Below are 20,774 nucleotides of genomic sequence, written 5' to 3'. Positions count from 1 at the left end.
CCAGGTGACGTGAGGTGAGGGGCCGGACGGGCGTCCGGCCCCTCACCCGTGCCCGGGCCAGTACGTCTCCCGCGGCGGGCGCGTGTCGAGCTCCACGGCCGTGCAGCGCCAGCGGAGGTCCTCGGCGCGGGTCAGGCGGAACGCCAGGGCGTGCAGGCGCGGGCCCACCGCGATGCGGGCGAACACCTCGAAGGTGCCGCTGTCCGGCTCGTAGTGGCCGATGTCGTGGACGCGGGGGCTCGGGCCCGAGCGGTCCAGCGGGCGGTGGGCCAGGAGCCACAGCAGGTCCTCGAAGGCGTGGCCCTGGGCGTGCCGGGCGAACCAGACCGCCGGGCGGCGGCCGGCCAGGACCAGCAGGAGCAGGTCCGTGAAGCGCTCCGCGGGGTGCGGCGGCGCCTGCGGCCGGACCCGGGGCGGGCGCCGGGTGTCCCGGCGCGCCGGGGGACGGCTGGTCCGACGGGGGCCTCGCCTGGAAAGCACCTTCTGCACGTCGCCTCCGGATTGATACCAGTCGGTAACTCTTCGTGATCACCTTCTACGAGGTGGGTGAGCGGCCCCGCAAGAGCCGATGCCGGGCGCCGGCGGCCGGCCGGGATTCACTTATCCGGGTGACGGCGGGGTGCGGGAGGCCGGTGCGGCGGGGGTGGACCCGGGTGACGGGGCGGATCGGGGGTGACCGGGGGGAGCGAGGTGGGCGGCAGCCCGAAGGGGGACTCCCGCACGTATCCTGAAAGCCTCCGGGACGATCATCGACACCTCCGAAGACGACTACGAAAGCGGACCGTCATGCGCGTGTACGTACCTCTCTCCCTGCCGCGACTCGCTCAGGCGTACCGGGCGGGCGAGCTGGGACCCGCGCCGCTCACGGCCTTCGCCGTCACGCCCGCGCTGCGCGAGTGGTACCTGTCGGACGACATCGAGGAGCTGGAGTACGCGGCCCTGAACCGGGCCGGGCTCGCCTCCCTGCGGATGCTCGCCGGGGAGCCGGACGCGGCGCGGCGCCGGGTCGTCGTCGCCGTCGACGTCGCGGACCGGATCGCCGTCGCCGATCCCGACCTGGGACTCGACCCGGCCTCGCTCGGCGAGGTCTCCGTGCGCGAGGCGGTCCCGCTGGCCAGGGCCGCCGCCGTGCACGTGGACGCCGACGACGCGCAGGCCGACGTCGCGGCCGCCGCCGACGCGCTGGGCGCGGCCGACCACGGGGACGACGACGCCCAGTTCGTCGTGGACGGCGCCGAGGACCACGAGCTGCTGTGGTTCGCCACGCAGGAGATCCCGAACCTGATCGGTCAGGGCGACTGAGTCGGGGTGCGGCCGTGCGGGGTACGTTTCCCGCATGGGGAAGCACATAGCCGGGGGGCCGTTCGGTCCGTCCGCCGGACACATCGTCTGGGACTGGAACGGGACGCTGTTCCACGACACCGACGCCGTCATCGAGGCCACCAACGCCGCGTTCGCCGAGCTGGGGCTCGCGCCGATCTCGCTGGAGAGGTACCGGGCGCTGTACTGCGTACCGGTGCCGAAGTTCTACGAGCGGCTGATGGGCCGCCTGCCCACCGAGCACGAGTGGCTCGTCATGGACGAGGTCTTCCATCGGCACTACGCGCGCCACTCCGTGGACTGCGGGCTCGCCGAGGGGGTGGAGCCGCTGCTCGCCGGGTGGCAGGACGCCGGGGGCAGCCAGTCCATCCTGAGCATGTTCGGGCACGAGGATCTGGTGCCGCTCGTGCGCAGGTTCGGGATCTCCGAGCGGTTCGTGCGGGTGGACGGGCGGGTGGGGCCGTCCGGGGGCAGCAAGGCCGAGCACATGGTGCGGCACCTGGGGGCGCTCGCGGAGTCGTCCGGGGTCGCGCCGGAGCAGGTCGTGGTCATCGGGGACGCGGCCGACGACGCCGTGGCGGCGATGGCCGCCGGGGCGCGGGCCGTGCTGTACACCGGGGGGTCGCACGGGCGGGCCAGCCTCGAAGGGGTGGGGGCTCCGGTGGTGGACTCGCTCGCGGACGCCGTCCGGATGGCCGCCTCGGGGGAGCGCTAGGCCCCCCGCGCCCCCGTGTCCCCGGGCTCATCGTCGCTTCTCGCTCACTCTCCGGTCGTCGCTGCGTACGCTTGGTGGCAGTGGTGGCCGGGACAGTGGGGGAGTGGGGCATGGGGTTCGGGTTCGGGCAGCGGCGCGGTGGGCAGCTTCCGGTCGAGGTGACCCCGTTCGTCGGGCGGGTGGCCGAGCTGGCGCAGCTGCGGGCCGCGTTCGCGAGCGCCAGACTGGTGACGCTCGTCGGGCCCGGGGGCGTGGGCAAGAGCCGCACGGCGCTGCGCGGCGCGGCGGACCTCGCTGAGGGGTTCGCGGACGGTGTGGTGCTCGTCGAGCTGAGCGCGCTGCGCGATCCCGAGCTGATTCCGGTGACGCTCGCCGCGGTGCTCGAACTGCCCGAACAGGTGGGGATGGAGCCGCTGGACGCGGTCGTCGCCCACCTTCAGGGCCGGCGGATGCTCGTCGTGCTGGACACCTGCGAGCACCTGGTCGACGCGTGCGCGATGCTCGCCGACGTCCTGCTGCGCGAGGCGGCCGGGGTGCAGGTGCTGGCCACCAGCCGGCAGCCGCTCGACGTACCGGGCGAGCACTGCGTGCCCGTCGCGCCGCTGGAGCCCGACGACGCCCTGGAGCTGTTCGTGCAGCGCGCCGCCGCCGTCGTCCCCGGGTTCGCCGTGCACGACGGCAACCGGGAGCAGCTGACCGCGCTGGCCCGGCGGCTGGACGGGATCCCGCTCGCCCTGGAGCTGGCGGCGGTGCGGCTGCGGGCGGTCTCCCTGGAGCAGCTGGTGGAGCGGCTCGGACAGCGGTTCGAGGTGCTGACCGGCGGGCGGCGCACCGCGCTGACCCGGCACCAGACGCTGCGTACGGCCATCGGCTGGTCCCACGAGTTGTGCACCCCGCGCGAGCGGCTGCTGTGGGCGCGGCTCTCGGTCTTCGCCGGGTCGTTCGAGCTGCGGGCCGCCGAGTCCGTGTGCGCGGGCGGCGAACTGACCGGCGGCGAGGTGCTGGAATGCCTCATCGGGCTCGTCGACAAGTCCGTCGTGCAGCGGCTCGGCGTCGACGGCAGCCGCTACCGGCTGCTCGACACCATCCGCGAGTACGGCGCCGAGTGGCTGACGGAGTCCGGCCGCGCCGACACCGTGCGGGCCCGGCACTTCGCGTACTACCGGGATCTAGGGCAGCGCTACTGGGACGAGTTCCTGACCCCGGCCCAGCCCGTGCTGCTGCGGGCGCTGCGCACCGAGAGCGCCGACGTGCGGTGCGCGCTGGAGCACGCGTACGGCTCGGCGGAGCTGGCGCCGCAGGGACTGTGGCTGGCCTCGCTGCTCGGCCCGTACTGGCGGGCGCTCGGCGCGCTCTCCGAGGGGCGGTACTGGATCGAGAAGGGGCTCGCGCTCCTCGACGAGGTGGGGGAGGAGCAGGCCTGGGGGCGGTTCATGACCTCCCTGTTCTCGGTGTGGACCGGGGACCTGCCGACCGCGCTCGAACTGTTCCACCGCGCGCTGCGGACCGCCCGCGAGGCCGGCAACGACCGCGTCGAGCTGTTCTGCGAGGCGTACCTCGGCGGGCTGGGCGCCCTGTGCGGCGAGCCGGACGGGCTGGTCGCGCTGGAGGACGCCCGGCGGCGGATCCTGGCGCGCGGCGACGGGCTCGGCACGGCCGTCATCCACTACGAGGGCGCGCTGGTGCTCGGCGTGCTCGGCGACGCGGAGGCCGCCCTGGAGTGGTGCCGCACCGGGCTCGCGTACCTGGAGGGCACCGGGGAGCGGCAGATGTACGCCTCGACGCTGACCGTGCAGGGGCTGATCCTGTGGCTGTCCGGCGAGCGCGCGGAGGCCGTCGGGCTTTTGGGGCGAGCCCTGGAGGCCGCCGCGGAGATCGACGAGGTCCTGGTCGCCGCCATGTGCTGCCTGATGCTCGCCTGGTCCGCGTCGGTGGAGGAGCGGCACGTGCGGGCCGCCTGGCTGCTCGGCTACGCGGAGAACGCGCGGCGGCTGGGCGGTGGCGACCCGGTCGGCATGCTGCCCTCGCTCTTCGACGAGCAGGAGGCCGTGCGGGGGATGCTGCGGCGGGCGCTGGGCGACGAGGACTACGAGCGGTGGCACGCCGTCGGGGCGCGGCTCTCCGGGACGCAGGTGCTGGCCGCCGTGCGGGAGGGGGCCGAGGTGCCGGGGGACCGGGTGCCCGCGGCGCGGGGGGCCGGGGTGGACGCGCTGACCCGGCGGGAGCGGGAGGTGGCCGCGCTGGTCGCGCAGGGGTTGTCCAACCGGGAGATCGCGGAGCAGCTGGTGATCTCCAAGCGGACCGCGGACGCGCATGTGGAGCACATTCTGGCGAAGTTGGGGGTGGGGTCGCGCACGGAGGTCGCCGCCATCGCCACCGGCGGGTCGCGGGGGCCCCTTTAGGTATACGGAGAGGTGTGCGGCGCCCCTATGGGTATACCGGTCTCCCCGGATACCGATGGCGTCGGGTGTGGGGCGGCGGTTAGCTGTGGGGGTGCCGTGATTCTTCGGGGGAACGGTGCGGCGGGGTGCCGGGCAGCAAGGGTCGACTCCCTACGGCTGTCGTGGCAACGGCCCTCCGCCGTGGCGCCCGGGAAGCGGCACGTGCCGGTGGCTGTCCTCGTCGGCGGGGCAGCCACCGCGCAGCCCCGCGGCCCGGGAGGATCCGAGTGCCGTCGGTCACATGCCCGCGCGCCCGGGCGGGCGGCGCGGAGCGGATCCGCGGCGGGCGTGACCCGCCGCCGCCCGTGCGGGCGGGCGCGGGGCGCCGTTCTGTGCAGAGTGTCAAAGTTCGGCCACCGGATTTGTACACATGCGGCTCATGACGGGCCCCCCGTCGGGAGCGATAGCCTGGGGTCGTGATCAGCGCGATATCTCGCGGGGGCATCGTCGCCCCCTGCCCGCGCCGGGAGAAGTCGGACCGCCACAGCGGCCGCCCCCGGCGCCCGGACGCTGATCATTTCCGGCGGATGGCCAGTTCGTTGAAAATGGCGCATTACCGTCCGCTCTTCTCCCAATCCGGCATAACGTCGAAGCTGACCGGACACCCCGCGTCACGGCGTTACGTCGAGCCAGACATGTCTACGTCACGCAACGGCGCGCGACAGGAGCCAGAGGACAATGCAGACCAAGCTGGACGAAGCCAAGGCCGAGCTGCTCGAACGGGCCGCCCGGGTAGCTGAGAACAGCCCGGTAGGGGGGCACCTACCGACGGGCGAGAGCACTCCTGACCAGGACACGGTGCTCACGTTCCTCCAGCGCTACTACCTGCACACCGCGCCCGAGGACCTCGCCGACCGCGACCCGGTCGACGTCTTCGGCGCCGCCTACTCGCACTACCGGCTCGCGGAGAACCGGCCGCAGGGCACGGCGAACGTGCGGGTGCACACCCCCACGGTCGAGGAGAACGGCTGGACGTGCAGCCACTCCGTCGTCGAGGTGGTCACCGACGACATGCCGTTCCTCGTGGACTCCGTGACCAACGAGCTGTCCCGTCAGGGCCGCGGCATCCACGTCGTCATCCACCCGCAGGTCGTCGTGCGGCGCGATGTCACCGGCAAGCTGCTGGAGGTGCTGCCGGCGGGGACCACGGCCGAGGGCCACGACGTGCTCACCGAGTCGTGGATCCACGTCGAGATGGACCGCGAGACCGACCGCGCCGACCTCAAGCAGATCACCGGCGACCTGCTGCGCGTCCTGTCCGACGTGCGCGAGTGCGTCGAGGACTGGGAGAAGATGCGCGACGCCGCGCTGCGCATCGCCGACGAGCTGCCGGGCGAGCCCACCGCGGGCGACCTGCCCGACCAGGAGGTCGAGGAGGCCCGGGAGCTGCTGCGCTGGCTCTCCGCCGACCACTTCACCTTCCTGGGCTTTCGCGAGTACACCCTCACCGACGACGACTCGCTCTCCGCCGTGCCGGGCACCGGCCTCGGCATCCTGCGCGCCGACCCGCAGCACGGCGACGACCACCACCCGGTGTCGCCGTCCTTCAACCGGCTGCCCGACGACGCCCGCGCCAAGGCCCGCGAGCACCGCATCCTGGTGCTGACCAAGGCCAACAGCCGCGCCACCGTGCACCGGCCGTCCTACCTCGACTACGTCGGCGTGAAGAAGTTCGACGCGCAGGGGAACGTGGTGGGCGAGCGCCGCTTCCTCGGCCTGTTCTCCTCGGCCGCGTACACCGAGTCCGTGCGCCGGGTCCCCGTCGTGCGGCGCAAGGTCGCCGAGGTCCTGAGGGGCGCGGGCTTCTCGCCCAACAGCCACGACGGCCGCGACCTGCTCCAGATCCTGGAGACGTACCCGCGCGACGAGCTGTTCCAGACCCCGGCCGACGAGCTGCGGTCCATCGTCACGTCCGTGCTGTACCTCCAGGAGCGGCGCCGGCTGCGCCTGTACCTGCGCAAGGACGAGTACGGGCGCTACTACTCCGCCCTCGTCTACCTGCCCCGCGACCGGTACACCACCGGCGTCCGGCTGCGGATCATCGACATCCTCAAGGAGGAGCTGGGCGGCACCAGCGTCGACTTCACCGCCTGGAACACCGAGTCGATCCTCTCCCGGCTGCACTTCGTCGTCCGGGTCGCGCCGGGCACCGAGCTGCCCGCGCTGACCGACGCCGACTCCGACCGGATCGAGGCCCGGCTGGTCGAGGCGGCCCGCTCCTGGGCGGACGGCTTCGCCGAGGCGCTGAACGCCGAGTGCGGCGAGGAGCGCGCCGCCGAACTGCTGCGCCGCTACGGCCAGGCCTTCCCCGAGGGCTACAAGGCCGACCACTCGCCGCGCGCCGCCGTCGCCGACCTGGTCCACCTGGAGCAGCTCACGCACGGCGACCGCGACGGCAAGGACTTCGCGCTCTCGCTGTACGAGCCCGTGGGCGCCGCCCCCGGCGAGCGCCGCTTCAAGATCTACCGCACCGGGTCGCCCGTCTCGCTCTCCGCCGTCCTGCCGGTGCTCCAGCGCCTGGGCGTCGAGGTGACCGACGAGCGCCCCTACGAGCTGCGCTGCGCCGACCGTCCCACCGCCTGGATCTACGACTTCGGGCTGCGCATGCCGATGCCGGGCAGCGGCGGCGGGGGCGGCGAGCTGGGCGCCGAAGGCCGCGAGCGGTTCCAGGAGGCGTTCGCCGCGACCTGGACCGGGCTCGCCGAGAACGACGGCTTCAACGCGCTGGTCCTGGGCGCCGGGCTGAACTGGCGGCAGGCGATGGTGCTGCGCGCCTACGCCAAGTACCTGCGCCAGGCCGGCTCCACCTTCAGCCAGGACTACATGGAGGACACCCTCCGCACCAACGTGCACACCACGCGCCTGCTGGTGTCGCTGTTCGAGGCGCGGATGTCGCCCGGCCGCCAGCGGGCCGGCACCGAGCTGACCGACGGGCTCCTGGAGGAGCTGGACGGCGCGCTCGACCAGGTGGCCTCGCTCGACGAGGACCGGATCCTGCGGTCCTTCCTGACCGTCATCAAGGCGACCCTGCGCACCAACTTCTTCCAGAAGACGTCGGACGGCACCCCGCACGCGTACGTCTCCATGAAGCTCGACCCGAAGGCCGTCCCGGACCTGCCCGAGCCGCGGCCCGCGTTCGAGATCTGGGTGTACTCGCCGCGCGTCGAGGGCGTCCACCTGCGCTTCGGCAAGGTCGCCCGCGGCGGCCTGCGCTGGTCCGACCGGCGCGAGGACTTCCGGACGGAGATCCTCGGCCTGGTCAAGGCGCAGATGGTGAAGAACACGGTCATCGTGCCGGTCGGCGCCAAGGGCGGCTTCGTCGCCAAGCAGCTGCCCGACCCGGGCGTGGACCGGGACGCCTGGATGGCCGAGGGCATCGCCAGCTACAAGACGTTCATCTCGGCGCTGCTCGACATCACCGACAACCTCGTCGCCGGTGAGGTCGTGCCCCCGGCCGACGTCGTGCGCCACGACGAGGACGACACCTACCTCGTCGTCGCCGCGGACAAGGGCACCGCGTCGTTCTCGGACATCGCCAACGGGGTCGCGCAGTCGTACGACTTCTGGCTGGGCGACGCCTTCGCGTCCGGCGGCTCGGCCGGGTACGACCACAAGGGCATGGGCATCACCGCGCGCGGCGCCTGGGAGTCCGTCAAGCGGCACTTCCGCGAACTGGGCGTCGACAGCCAGTCCGAGGACTTCACGGTCGTCGGCGTCGGCGACATGAGCGGTGACGTGTTCGGCAACGGCATGCTGCTGTCCGAGCACATCCGGCTGGTCGCGGCCTTCGACCACCGGCACATCTTCATCGACCCGACGCCGGACGCGGCCCCCTCGTACGCCGAGCGCCGCCGGATGTTCGAGCTGCCGCGGTCGAGCTGGGAGGACTACGACCGGTCCCTGATCTCGGCCGGCGGCGGCGTCTTCCCGCGCACCGCCAAGTCGATCCAGCTCAACGCCCACATCCGCGAGGCCCTCGGCATCGCGTCCGGCCAGGCCAAGATGACCCCGGCCGAGCTGATGAAGGCGATCCTCCAGGCGCCGGTCGACCTGCTGTGGAACGGCGGCATCGGTACCTACGTCAAGGCGGCCTCGGAGTCGAACGGGGACGTCGGCGACAAGGCCAACGACGCCATCCGCGTCGACGGCCAGGACGTCCGCGCCAAGGTCATCGGCGAGGGCGGCAACCTCGGCGCGACCCAGCTGGGCCGCATCGAGTTCGCCCGCACCGGCGGCAAGGTCAACACCGACGCCATCGACAACAGCGCGGGCGTGAACACCTCGGACGTCGAGGTCAACATCAAGATCCTGCTCAACGGCCTGGTCTCCGAGGGGGACATGACCGTCAAGCAGCGCAACAAGCTGCTCGCCGCGATGACCGACGAGGTCGGCCACCTGGTGCTGCGCAACAACTACGCGCAGAACACCGCGCTGGGCAACGCCGAGGCGCAGTCGTCGTCCCTGCTCCACGCCCACCAGCGCTTCATGCGCCGGCTCGGCAAGCAGGGCCACCTCGACCGCGGCCTGGAGTTCCTGCCCAACGACCGGCAGATCAAGGAACTCCTCAACACCGGCCGCGGCCTGAGCCAGCCCGAGCTGGCCGTCCTCCTCGCCTACACGAAGATCACGGCCGCCGACGAGCTGATCCAGACGACGCTGCCCGACGACGCGTACCTGCGCCGGCTGCTGCACGCGTACTTCCCGCAGGAGCTGCGCGACAAGTACGGCGAGGCGATCGACGGGCACGCGCTGCGCCGCGAGATCATCACGACGGTGCTGGTCAACGACACGGTGAACACCGGTGGTTCGACCTTCCTGCACCGGCTGCGCGAGGAGACCGGCGCCTCCCTGGAGGAGATCGTGCGGGCGCAGCTCGCCGCGCGCGAGATCTTCGGCCTGAGCAAGGTGTGGGACGCGGTGGAGGCGCTCGACAATGTCGTCGCCGCCGACGTCCAGACCCGGATCCGGCTGCACTCGCGGCGGCTCGTCGAGCGCGGCTCGCGGTGGCTGCTGAACAACCGGCCGCAGCCGCTCCAGCTCGCCGAGACCATCGGCTTCTTCCAGGACCGGGTCGCCGAGGTCTGGGCCGCGCTGCCCAAGATGCTGCGCGGCGCGGACGCCGAGTGGTATCAGTCGATCTTCGACGAGCTGACCGGCGCCGGGGTCCCGGAGGAGCTGGCGCGGCGGGTCGCCGGGTTCTCCTCGGCGTTCCCGGCGCTGGACATCGTGCAGATCGCGGACCGCACGGGCAAGGAGGCGCTGGCCGTCGCCGAGGTGTACTACGACCTCGCCGACCGGCTCGGCATCACCCAGCTCATGGACCGGATCATCGAACTCCCGCGGGCCGACCGCTGGCAGTCGATGGCCCGTGCCTCGATCCGCGAGGACCTGTACGCGGCGCACGCGGCCCTGACCGCCGACGTGCTCGCGGCGGGCGACGGCACCGCCACGCCGGAGCAGCGGTTCAAGGCGTGGGAGGAGAAGAACGCGGCGATCCTGGGCCGGGCGCGCACCACCCTGGAGGAGATCCAGGGCTCGGACGCCTTCGACCTGGCGAACCTGTCGGTCGCGATGCGCACCATGCGCACCCTGCTGCGCACGCACTCGTGACGCGCCGCCGGGCCTAGCCCGTACGCACACCGGGGGCGCCCCGGGCCACGACGGCCCGGGGCGCCCCCGCGTCGTGCCCGGAACCGGGCCGTCCGCCGGGCGCCGCCGTATTCTGCCCCTGTTCTTGACGTGCTCTTGCCTGCTTCCTGACGTCGTCCGGCTTGATGGACTCCCTGCCCCTGGGGCCACGTCTCGGGGCAATGCGGGACATAACGTCTAAAGTGGACGCCGATTGTCTGATGACCCCTCAGGGAGAGCCGATGCCGCCGTCGAAGCCAGCCGATCCGCCGACGTCGCCGCGGACGGCGGACCGCGCCCTCGCACTGCCCGACACCTGGGCCGCGACCCCGCTCACCGTCGTGATGCCCACCTACAACGAGGCCGGCAACCTGCCCGGCATGGCCGAGGCCCTGATGGACCTCGACCTGGCCGGCCTGCGGCTGCTCGTCGTCGACGACTCCAGCCCCGACGGCACCGGGGACATCGCCGAGGAGTACGCGCGCCGCTACGGCGCCGACCGGATCGGCGTGCTGCACCGCGCGGGCAAGGAGGGACTCGGCCGCGCCTACGCGGCCGGCATGGGCCGCGCCGTCGCCGAGGGCGCCCGCTACGTCCTCCAGATGGACGCCGACGGCAGCCACCCCGTCGCCAAGGTCCCCCAGATGCTGGGCGTCGCCCTGTCCACCGGCGCCGGGGTCACCATCGGCAGCCGCTACGTCCAGGGCGGCACCCTCTCCGACGCCTGGGGCGCGCACCGCAGGCTGCTCTCCCACTGGGCCAACACCTACGCGGGCACCATCCTCGGCACCCGGGTGCGCGACATCACCGGCGGCTTCAACCTGTGGCGCGAGGACACCCTGCGCGCCATCGACCTGGCCTCCGTCGACAGCGCCGGCTACAGCTTCCAGGTCGAGATGAAGTACCGGGCGGTGCGCCGCGGCCACGGCGTCGTCGAGGTCCCCATCCACTTCGAGGACCGCACCGTCGGCGAGTCGAAGATGAACCTGATGGTGCAGCTGGAGTCGGTGGCCATGCCGTGGAAGCTGCGCGCGAGGGCCCGTTGACCGCTGCGGAGGCCACCCGCGAGGACCCGCTGGCCGCCGCGCCCGCCCGCGCCGCTGCCTGGGCCGGGGCGGGCTGCGTCCTGGTGCTGCTGCTCGCCGTCGTGGTGCGGCTGCCCTGGGCGGGCGACCTCGGCATCCACGCCGCGACCGTGGAGCGCCTGCGCCACGACCTGCTCGACCCCGGCGACCCGCTGGTCGCGGCCGACGCCGACAGCCCGTACTACAGCCCCTGGACGCTGCTGCTCGGCTGCGTCGCGAAGGTGACCGGCCTCGGGGTGTTCGTCGTGCTCCGCGTCGGGGCGCTGGTCTCCCTCGCGCTGCTGGCCGGCGGGGTGTGGGCGTTCACCGGCACCTTCCTGGAACGCGCGGCCGGGCGGTCGCGGCGGGCGGCCGTGGCGGGCCTGGTCCTGCTCTGCCTGGTCCTGCTGTGGGGCACGACCCTGTTCGTCTGGAGCGGCTACCTCGGCCTCAGCTCCCTGGCGCTGTGCGTCGCCTACCCGAGCACGTTCGCGCTCGGCGCCTCGTTCTGGCTGTGGGCGCTGCTGCGCCGGGCCACCGGGTGGGCGCACTTCCTGGGCGCCGGGGTGCTGTGGGCGGTGATCCTGCTCAGCCACCAGTTCACCGGGGTCGTCGCCTCGCTCGGCGCCCTCGCCATGGTCGTCGGCGCCCGCCCGTGGCCGGACCGGTCCGGGTGGCTGCGGCTCGCGGGCGGGCTCGCCACCGGGCTGGTCCTGATCGCGCTGTGGCCGTACTACTCCTTCTTCGCGCTGTTCGGCGCGGGTGAGAACCTGGAGGCCATCCACCGCTCCCTGTACCGGGACCTGCCCGCCCGGCTGTGGCTGGTCGCGCTGGTCGGCGCCGTCGCGCTCGGCCTGCGGTGGCGGCGCGAGCGGCGCGACCCGCTGGTGCTGTTCTGCCTGGCGGGGCTGGTCGTGTTCACGGCGGGCGGCCTCACCGGGCACTGGTCCTGGGGGCGGGCGCTGCCGGCCGTGCTGATCCCCGCGCAGGTCGCGGTGGGCCTTGAGGTGTTCCGCACGCCGCGCGGCGCGGTGCGCACCGGCCTCGGCTGGGCGGTGACGGCGGCGCTGCTGCTGGGGGCGTGGACCCAGTCCGGCACGCTCGGCCACGTGCTGCCGCGCGCGGTGCTGCCGCCGCCCGTCGCCGCCAAGTACCGCGAGCCGTGGGTCGGCTACCACTGGATCACGCCCTGGGTGGCGTACGGCGACGTGGTGCTCGCCAAGACGTTCCCGGCCCGGCAGATCCCCGCCTACGGGCCGTACACGGTCGCCCCGGGCTACCCGGACTTCTTCCTCGACGACGAGCGGGCGCGCGAGGCCGCCGTCGCGACGTACTTCGCGGCCGGCACCCCGCGCCGCGACCGGCTCGGGGTGCTGCGCCGCTACCGCGTCGGGTGGGTGGTGGCCTATCGCAGCGACGGCGGGCTGCCGCCCGGGGACCCGGCCCTGGAGCGGGTGGCCGTGGGGCCCCGGGGGCAGCAGCTGTACCGGGTGCGCTGAGCGGGCGCCCGGCGCGGCTCAGCGGGTGAGGGCGGACACCAGCCGCACGGCCCGCCGCACCTTCCGCGCCATCGGGGCGCGGCCCACCTTCCGGGCCACCGGCCGCACGAGACGGGCCGTCATCCCGACCGCCGCCCAGCGCACCTGGAGCCGGCCCGCGCCGCGCCCCTCCGGCTCGACCGTGACCCGGTGGTGGTGGAACTCGGCCGTGAACGACGGGAAGTCCAGCGGGGCGAGCAGCAGCCCCGTGTTGCGCAGTCCGCCCGGCGCCTGGAGCTGGAGGAGCGGGTGGCGGGTGCCGTCGAAGCCCTGCGCGGGCAGCGCGACCTGCGTCAGGTCCAGGTCGACGCGGCCCTCGAAGACACCCGGGCGCACCGGGTCCAGGCGGAAGCGGACCGTCGTGCGGCGCCGCCCGGGGGAGAGCAGCAGCGCGGCGACCTGCGGGCCGACCGGGAGGCGCAGCGCCGGGTCGTGGGTGCGGATGTGCAGGGCGAGCGAGGCCGGCCCGGCGTTGCGCCCGACCGAGACGATCTCGTGCCGGAACTGGGCGCCCGGGAACGGCCGGGTGTCCAGGGCCAGGTCGTCGAGGGCCAGCTCGCGGCGGGCCTCGGGCGTGGCGGGGAGCGTGCCGCCCCAGTAGAGGCTGCCGGTGTCGTCGGTGACCGCCTCGCGCGGGGCGACGCCGTGGCCGAGGCCGCGCGCGGCGGTCCTGGCCTCGTCGAGGCGGCCGTCGCGGACCAGCTGGAGGACGACGCGCTCGGCGCGCGGCAGCCGGGCGTAGGCGCCGGGGGCCAGCACGGCCAGGTACGGGTCGACGATCTCGGCGAACCCCGCGAGCCAGTCGTCGGACCGGTAGGGCAGGTCGCCCGCGTACATCCGGAAGTCGTGCTTGAGGAACTTGTAGTCCTTGGCCTCGCGGACCGCGTCGCCGAAGCCGCCGCGCGCCAGGAAGTCGTCGATGAGCCGCTGGACGTGCACGCGGTCGCGGACGTTGGCCAGCTTGTGCCGCTGGTTGGAGATGGAGGCGGCGGACTCGGCCGCGTACGGCGCGATGTACCAGCGGTAGACGGTGTCGGGCACCACCGTGAAGGAGTTCGCCAGGCCGTACGCCTGCGCGGAGAACAGCTGGTCCTCGTAGTGGATGCCCTCGGGGAAGCGCAGGTGGTGGCGGTCGAGGAAGGCGCGCGCGTACATCTTGCTCGTCGACAGGTGCTCGAAGAGCAGGGCCGGTTCGGCCTCGATGCCGGCGACCGTGCGGCGCTCGGCGACCAGGTGGGCCATCCAGGTCGAGCGCTGGCCGGTGTCGACCCGGACCCGCTGGACGGCGCCCATCGCGAAGTCGATCGCCGGGTTCTCGCGGTGGGCGGCGAGCAGCACCTCGACGGCGCGCGGCGGCAGTTCGTCGTCGCTGTCCAGGAACATCACGTACGGGGCGGTGGTGATGTCGAGGGCGCGGTTGCGCGGGGCGGAGCAGCCGCCGCTGTTCTCCGGCAGCCGCAGGTACGTGATGCGGTCGTCCTGCGCGGCCAGTTCCCGGGCCACCTCGGGGGTGCGGTCGGTCGAGTGGTCGTCGCTGATGACGATCTCGATGTTCCGGTGGGTCTGCGCCCGCAGCGAGGCGACGGCGCGCGGCAGCCGCTCGGCGTCGTTGAAGACGATCACCGTGATGGTCACGTCGGGGGTCTGCGCGGGCATCAGCCGGTCGCCTCCTCGGGCGTGGGAGCGGGGGTGCGGGACTCGACGGGGAGCACGGGCGGCAGGTTCTCCTCCGGCTCGCCGAGGAAGACGCGGCGCACGACGCGCTCGGCTGCCCGCCCGTCGTCGAACTCGCAGAAGCGGCGCCGGAAGTGGGCGCGGCTCTTCGCGGACGCCTCGTCGCGCCAGGCGTTCGTCGCGAGGATCTCCGTCAGCTCCTCCTCGGTGCGCGCCACGTGGCCCGGCGGTTCGGCGAGCAGGTCGAAGTAGGTGCCGCGGGTGCGCGCGTACGTCTCCCAGTCGTCGGCGAAGCTGATGATCGGCCGGTCCAGGTTCGCGTAGTCGAACATGATGGAGGAGTAGTCCGTGACCAGTGCGTCGGCGGCCAGGGCCAGCTCCTCCACCGGGTCGTAGGCGGAGACGTCGATGACCCGGCCGGTGCGCCGCAGGCCCGCCAGCGGGGAGGCGCCGCCGCCGTAGAAGTAGTGGCCGCGCACCAGCAGGACCGTGTCGTCGCCGAGCCGCTCGGTCAGCGCGGCCAGGTCCAGGCGGGGGGTCCAGCTCGCCTCGTAGTCGCGGTGGGTCGGCGCGTACAGGACGGCGCGGCGGCCCGGCGCGATGCCGAGGCGGTCGCGCACGGCGCGGATGTCGGCGGCCGTCGCCCGGTAGTAGACGTCGTTGCGGGGATAGCCGTGGTCGAGCGACACGTAGTGCGACGGGTAGGCGTGCTCCCACATCCGGGTGGAGTGGCTGTTGGCGCTGACGCTGTAGTCCCACCTGTCGACGCGGGCGAGCAGCGCGTCGAAGTCGAGGCCGCGGGAGACCGTCGGGTAGGCGCGCTGGTCCAGGCCCATCTTCTTCAGCGGGGTGCCGTGGTGGGTCTGGAGGTGGATCGCGCCGGGGCGCTTGACCACGGCGTTCGGGAAGTTGACGTTGTTGGTGAGGTAGCGGGCGCGGGCCAGCACCTCCCAGTAGCGGCGGGTGCCGGGCACGATGTGGTCGGTGCCGGGCGGGACGAGCGGCTCGGCCGCCTTCGACACCACCCACACCGGGTGGACGTGCGGGGCGAGTTCGGCGAGCTTCGCGGCGATCGCGGCCGGGTTGCAGGCGATCCCTCGGTCCCAGTAGGCGGAGAAGACGGCGAGGTCCGGGTCGACGGGCTCGCGCAGCGCCTTGCGGTAGTGGTGGTCGAGGACCTTGGCGCCCAGCTGCCTCCTGCGGGTGCGCAGGGTGCCGCGCAGTCCGCGCCGCCGCTGGTTGGCGGCCTGGAAGGCCCGGTACTTGGTGTACGCGTCCTCCTCCAGGAGCCTACGCCGCATCCCCTCCATGCCGCCGGGGCGCCGGTAACCGGCGGGCTTCCAGCGCACGGCCGCCGCCGAGGCGCGGTGGAAGAACTCGCGGGCCACCGCGTCGGGCATCGTCTCGCGCGCCACGACCCGCATCGTCTCGGTGGCCATCAGGTCGTACAGGACCGCGCGCGGCCGGGGCGCGGAGCCGCACCGGTGCAGCAGGCGCTGGAGGCGGTCGTAGGTCTCGACGAGTCCGTAGCGCTGCTCGGCGGTCACCGGGGGCAGGCTCTCGCGCCGCAACTCCCGTACGTCGACCACGACCTGGTCCAGGCAGGCGATCCGGTCGGCGAGCGCGAGGCCGGCCCGGGCGGCGAACATCTCGTCGGGGTCGGCCAGTTCCTCCTCGTGCGCGCGCCAGAAGGCGGCGCGCACGGCGCGCTTGGCGAGCAGCGGGGTGACGCGGAGCAGGTCGGGGGCCTGGTCGAGGGTGACCTCGCGGCGGGCCACCCGGGCGAGCCGGCCGGCGTCGGTGCCGCGGGCGCCGGTGGCGCGCCAGGTGGTGCGGACGTGGTCGGCGACCAGCACGTCGACCGCCGGGTCCAGCTCGGCCAGCCGGTCGAGCAGGGCCCGCACCGCGCCCGCGGGCAGCCGGTCCTTGGCGGGCAGGAACCACAGCCAGGTGCCGTGCGCCCGCTCGGCGCCCGCCGCGCGGGCCGCCGCGTCGCCGGTGCCGGCGGGCAGTGGCAGCACCGTGCCGCCGGAGCGCACCGCCACGTCCTGCGCGTCGTCCCCGACGGCCGCCGTCACCAGCTCGGCCTCCGGCGGGAGCTGGGCGGCCACGCTGTCCAGGCACACGCCGAGCAGCCCCTGCACGTCCCGCCCGTACACGATGATGCTGAGCAACGGCTCGCCGGTCCGGGTTGTCTGCACAGGGACTCCTTGTCCTCTTCCGATCACCGCCCAGACGCCCATACTGGCATTAAGCAGACAAAAGGGTAAGCGCAGTTGTGCCCACGCTGGGCCTCATGGGGGAAGAGGTGGGCCGACGGGGTCAGGTTCCCTTTGCTCCGCCCTTGTCGGCTTTGGGGGTCCGGGTGTTCCGGGCGTTCTTCGCCGGGCCGGTGAACTCCTCGTACGCGGCGAGGACCTCCTCGGTCGGCCCGTCCATCCGCAGCTCGCCGCGCTCCAGCCAGAGCACCCGGTCGCAGGTGTCCCGGATCGACTTGTTGCTGTGGCTCACCAGGAAGACGGTGCCCGCGCGCTCGCGCAGCTCCTTGATCCGCTGCTCGGAACGCTTCTGGAAGGAGCGGTCGCCGGTGGCCAGCGCCTCGTCGACGAGGAGGACGTCGTGCTCCTTGGCGACCGCGATGGAGAAGCGGAGCCGCGCGCCCATGCCCGAGGAGTAGGTGCGCATCGGCAGGGTGATGAAGTCGCCCTTGTCGTTGATGCCGGAGAAGTCGACGATCTCGTCGTAGCGGTCGCGGACCTGCTCGCGGCTCATGCCCATCGCGAGACCGCCGAGCCGCACGTTCCGCTCGCCGGTGAGGTCGTTCATCAGGGCCGCGTTCACCCCGAGCAGGGAGGGCTGGCCGTCGGTGAAGATGCGGCCGTTCTCCGTGGGCAGCAGCCCGGCGACGGCCTTGAGCAGGGTCGACTTGCCCGAGCCGTTGGTGCCGATCAGGCCGATGGCCTCGCCGCGGTAGGCGGTGAACGACACGTTCCGCACGGCGTGCACGGTGCGTACGCCCGCGCGCCGCTCGACCTTCGCGCGGCCGCGGACGATGCGGCTCAGGGCGGCGGTCGCGGTGCCGCGGCCCGCGCCGGTGCCGTTGACCCGGTAGACGATGTCGACGCCGTCGACGATGACGGTGGGGACGCGCTCGTCCTCGGGCCGCGGGGTCTCCTCGCGGAGCAGGGTCGTCTCAGTCACGGCCGTACGTCTCCTCTGCCTTCCAGAAGTAGATGAACCCGCCGACGCCGGCGAGCAGCGCCCAGCCCAGGGCGACGGCCCAGACGTGCGGCGGGAGGTTGTCCGCGGTGAAGCTGTCGATCAGGGCGAAGCGCATCAGGTCGATGTAGACCGCGGCCGGATTGAGCTGCACGGCGTGCTGGAGCACCGTCGGCAGGTCGGTCTTCGGCAGCTTGTCGCTGAGGCTGAACATGACGCCCGACAGGTACATCCACACCCGCAGCACGAACGGCATCAGCTGGTTGAGGTCGGGGGTGCGGGCGCCGAGCCGCGCCATGACCAGGGCCAGGCCCGCGTTGAACACGGACTGGAGGGCGAGCACCGGCAGCAGCAGGATCCAGGACGGCCCCGGCGGCACGCCGAACGCGAGCAGGATCACGAGGAGCGCGACCATCGAGAACAGCAGTTGCTGGAGCTGCTGGAGGCAGTACGACAGCGGCAGCGAGGCGCGCGGGAAGTGCAGGGCGCGCACCAGGCCCATGCTGCCGGAGATGGCCCGCACCCCGGACATCGCCGAGCTCTGGGTGAACGTCCACACGAACACCCCGGTCACCAGGAACGGGATGTAGTCCGGCACGCCCCGGGAGTTGCCCAGGATGATGCCGAAGATCAAGTAGTAGACCGCCGCGTTCAGCAGCGGGGTCAGCACCTGCCACAGCTGGCCCAGGCTCGACCGGCTGTACTGCGCCGTCAGCTTGGCGGTGGCGAAGGCGGTGATGAAGTGCCGCCGGCCCCACAGCTGCCGCAGATAGAGGGGGAACGCGGGGCGGGCGCCGCTCACGCTCAGGCCGTACCGGGCGGCGAGGGCCGCGGCGTCCTCGGCGACGGCCGGGGGCGCCGGCGTGGGGGGCGTGTCCAGAACCTGACTCACGTCCGCTGCTTCCTTCGGTGAATGGAGGGCGACGAGCGTTCACCTCCCGTTTACGTCGGGACGGGTCCGTATCGTCGTCACGTGATGGCGATGACGATAGGGGCGATCGACGTCGCAACGCAACCGTTTCGTCGTCACGCCCCTATGCTTTGCCATATGACGACCAACGCCGACCCCGCCCGGCCGAAGGCCAAGCCGACGCCTCGCCGGGCCCCCGCCGGGGCCGCCGTCCTGCGCGAGGACGTGACGGACGCGATCCGGGCCGCCGTCTTCGAGGAGCTGGCCTCCGTCGGCTACGCCCGCATGTCCATCGAGGGCATCGCGCGCCGGGCCGGGGTCGGCAAGACGGCCGTCTACCGCCGCTGGCGCTCCAAGCTGCACCTCGTGCTCGACCTGGTCTCCGCGATAGCGGTGCAGGGGCTGCCCGCCCCCGACACCGGCTCCCTCCAGGAGGACCTGCTGCTGCTCTACCGGGTCACCGCCCGGGCGCTGCGGCACCCCGTGGCCGGCCAGATCATCCCCGACCTCCAGGCGGAGGCGGCCCGCAACCCCGACATCGCCGAGGCGATGCAGAAGGCGCTGCGCGAGGGCCAGCACGGGGTGGCGAGCGGGATCGTGCGGGCGGCCGTGGAGCGCGGTGAACTGCGCGCGGGCCTCGACGAGGAGCTGGCCCTCGACCTGATCTCCGGCCCGCTGTACTGGCGCTCGGTCGTGGTGCGCGCCCCCGACCTGCCCAAGGACCATCTGCGGCGGCTCGCGGCGGCGACCGCGGCGGCGCTCGGGACGCTGTGACCGAATCAGCCCGAATGGGCTAAATGTCCGTTACGCTCGTTTCGTATGCCCGTGACGACCGACACATCGGCCGGCGCCTCCAAGGCTGCCCGCCACCGCGTCCCCCGTACCGACACCCCCTGGCTGAACCGGGCCCTGCCGCGGCTGCGCGGCCTCGAACCCACCCGAAGTTACGGCTACGCGGGCGAGTTGTTGCAGGACGACGGGCGCGCCGACATGACGGCCTACGGGGTCCGCGTCGCCGACCTCGCGGTCCGGCTCGGCGAGGCGCTCCTGGCGCACGGCGGCTCGGCCGAGGAGGCCGTCGCCGGGATGCTCGTCACCGCCGAGACCTACGGGGTCAGCTACTGCGAGCCGAGCGTCATGCTCGCCGAGGTCTCGCTGTCCGGGTACGCGCCCGGCGAACTCACCCCGCTGCACGCCCGCCGCGTCATCCGCAAGCACGGCATCGACTACAGCGCGCTCGGCCGGGTGCACCGGCTCGTGGACCGCATCGGCGCGCGGGAGCTCTCGCTGGAGGAGGCGCGGGCCGAGGCCGGGCGGATCCTCGACGCCCCGGCGGGCGGCGGCCGCCGGGCGCTCTACCGGGTGCCGGTGCAGACCGGGATCGTGGCGGCCGGCGCCGCGCTGGTCTTCGGCGGCGGCCTGCGCTCGCCGCTGTGCGCGTTCGTCGCCGGGCTGCTCGGGGCGCTGCTGAGCGGCTGGCTCGGACGGCACGGGGTGCCCGCGTTCTACCGGTTCGCCGTCGCCTCGATGCCGGCCGCCGTGATCGCCCTCGCGGTGAGCCGGGTCGCGCCGCCGACCGCGGTGCCGGCCATCGTGGTCGCCGGGGTGCTCGGACTGCTGCCCACCGTCACGTTCGTCAGCGCCGTGCAGGACACGCTGACCGGGCACTACCTCACCGCGCTCGGGCGGCTGTGCGACGCCGTGCTGGTGTTCGCGGCCGTCGTCACCGGCGTGGTCGTCGTGCTCGGCGCCGGGGACCTGTTCGGGCTCGGGGTGGCGCTGGTGCCGACGGTCAGCCGCGCCGAGTACCTGGGCACCCCGGTGGTGGGCGTCGTCGTGTTCGCCGTCGCGGTGGCGGCGCGGGCGCGGACGCCCCGGCGGGACTGGCCGACGGCCGCGCTGCTCGGGGTCGTCGGGTTCGTGGTGTCCGTCGAGTTCCGCGCGCTGGGACTGTCCTCGCTGGTCGGCACGGCGCTGGTCGCCACGGTCGTCGGCTGCGCCGGGCACTGGGTGGCACGACGGCGCCGGGAGCCCGCGCTGCCGCTGGTCGTGCCCGGGATCGCGCCGTTGCTGCCGGGCGGGGTGCTGTACGTGTCCCTGACCGCGCTCGCCTCCGGGCGGACCACGCAGGGCCTCGGGGGCCTGGTGCACGTGGCGGCCGTGACGCTGGCGCTGGCCGTGGGGGTGGGGCTGTCCGGTGAGGTGGGGCAGCTGGTGCGCAGGGTGCGGGCGGCGGGGGCCGGTCCGGGGTGAGGGGGCGGGGGC

13 protein-coding genes are annotated in these 20,774 nt (G+C 73.5%); 8 read left to right on the top strand and 5 right to left on the bottom strand.

All coding sequences use genetic code 11. The annotated features are described in order from the left end of the window. Positions 1–42: 42 nt before the first annotated feature. A complete protein-coding gene (locus ACIP5K_RS26815) occupies positions 43–480 on the bottom strand; it encodes an Rv3235 family protein (RefSeq protein ID WP_401413444.1) in 438 nt (145 codons plus the stop codon). Between the two features lie 306 nt (positions 481–786). Here ACIP5K_RS26815 and ACIP5K_RS26810 point away from each other — a divergent pair, with 306 nt between their 5' ends. The 6 genes from ACIP5K_RS26810 (at position 787) to ACIP5K_RS26785 (ending at position 12,667) form a co-directional block, all read left to right on the top strand. Continuing rightward, positions 787–1,302, top strand: coding sequence for a DUF6912 family protein (locus ACIP5K_RS26810; RefSeq protein WP_401413443.1), 516 nt, complete (start codon positions 787–789; stop codon positions 1,300–1,302). A 34-nt stretch (positions 1,303–1,336) separates the two neighbouring features. Beyond that, positions 1,337–2,035 carry an HAD family hydrolase gene (locus ACIP5K_RS26805; RefSeq protein ID WP_401413441.1) on the top strand — a complete coding sequence of 233 codons (699 nt, stop codon included), beginning with the start codon at positions 1,337–1,339 and terminating at the stop codon, positions 2,033–2,035. Between the two features lie 110 nt (positions 2,036–2,145). Further along, positions 2,146–4,437 carry an ATP-binding protein gene (locus ACIP5K_RS26800; RefSeq protein ID WP_401413439.1) on the top strand — a complete coding sequence of 764 codons (2,292 nt, stop codon included), beginning with the start codon at positions 2,146–2,148 and terminating at the stop codon, positions 4,435–4,437. A 717-nt stretch (positions 4,438–5,154) separates the two neighbouring features. Next, positions 5,155–10,086 (top strand): NAD-glutamate dehydrogenase, encoded by a 4,932-nt coding sequence (locus tag ACIP5K_RS26795; RefSeq protein WP_401413437.1) that lies wholly within the window; start codon positions 5,155–5,157, stop codon positions 10,084–10,086. Positions 10,087–10,346: 260 nt separating this feature from the next. Beyond that, a complete protein-coding gene (locus ACIP5K_RS26790; protein WP_401413435.1) occupies positions 10,347–11,150 on the top strand; it encodes a polyprenol monophosphomannose synthase in 804 nt (267 codons plus the stop codon). After that, on the top strand, positions 11,147–12,667 hold the full coding sequence (locus ACIP5K_RS26785; protein WP_401413433.1) for a hypothetical protein: 1,521 nt from the start codon (positions 11,147–11,149) through the stop codon (positions 12,665–12,667). The genes ACIP5K_RS26790 and ACIP5K_RS26785 overlap by 4 nt, the downstream gene beginning before the upstream one ends. Positions 12,668–12,685: 18 nt before the next feature. Here the strand turns inward: ACIP5K_RS26785 and ACIP5K_RS26780 are convergent, their stop codons facing one another. The 4 genes from ACIP5K_RS26780 to ACIP5K_RS26765 all read right to left on the bottom strand — a co-directional run bounded on the left by ACIP5K_RS26780 (position 12,686) and on the right by ACIP5K_RS26765 (position 18,491). Next, on the bottom strand, positions 12,686–14,362 hold the full coding sequence (locus ACIP5K_RS26780) for a glycosyltransferase family 2 protein (protein ID WP_401413432.1): 1,677 nt from the start codon (positions 14,360–14,362) through the stop codon (positions 12,686–12,688). Beyond that, positions 14,362–16,581: a CDP-glycerol glycerophosphotransferase family protein gene (locus ACIP5K_RS26775; RefSeq protein ID WP_401413430.1), complete on the bottom strand. Its 2,220-nt coding sequence runs from the start codon at positions 16,579–16,581 to the stop codon at positions 14,362–14,364. The genes ACIP5K_RS26780 and ACIP5K_RS26775 overlap by 1 nt, the downstream gene beginning before the upstream one ends. A 121-nt stretch (positions 16,582–16,702) precedes the next feature. After that, the gene (locus ACIP5K_RS26770) at positions 16,703–17,581 is read right to left on the bottom strand and encodes an ABC transporter ATP-binding protein (protein ID WP_401413429.1); all 879 of its coding nucleotides are present in this window, start codon (positions 17,579–17,581) and stop codon (positions 16,703–16,705) included. After that, positions 17,574–18,491, bottom strand: coding sequence for an ABC transporter permease (locus tag ACIP5K_RS26765; RefSeq protein WP_401413427.1), 918 nt, complete (start codon positions 18,489–18,491; stop codon positions 17,574–17,576). The genes ACIP5K_RS26770 and ACIP5K_RS26765 overlap by 8 nt, the downstream gene beginning before the upstream one ends. A gap of 156 nt (positions 18,492–18,647) precedes the next feature. Between ACIP5K_RS26765 and ACIP5K_RS26760 the strand changes: the two genes are divergently transcribed. Beyond that, on the top strand, positions 18,648–19,283 hold the full coding sequence (locus tag ACIP5K_RS26760) for a TetR/AcrR family transcriptional regulator (protein WP_401413425.1): 636 nt from the start codon (positions 18,648–18,650) through the stop codon (positions 19,281–19,283). A 51-nt stretch (positions 19,284–19,334) separates the two neighbouring features. After that, positions 19,335–20,762, top strand: a complete 1,428-nt coding sequence (locus ACIP5K_RS26755; RefSeq protein ID WP_401413424.1) for a threonine/serine exporter ThrE family protein — start codon at positions 19,335–19,337, stop codon at positions 20,760–20,762. Positions 20,763–20,774: the final 12 nt, after the last annotated feature.

The organism is Streptomyces sp. NPDC088785, from assembly GCF_044750685.1.
Classification (GTDB): Bacteria; Actinomycetota; Actinomycetes; order Streptomycetales; family Streptomycetaceae; genus Streptomyces.
The sequence above is the reverse complement of the archived record's forward strand: the minus strand, read 5'-3'. Positions and strand labels throughout refer to the sequence as shown.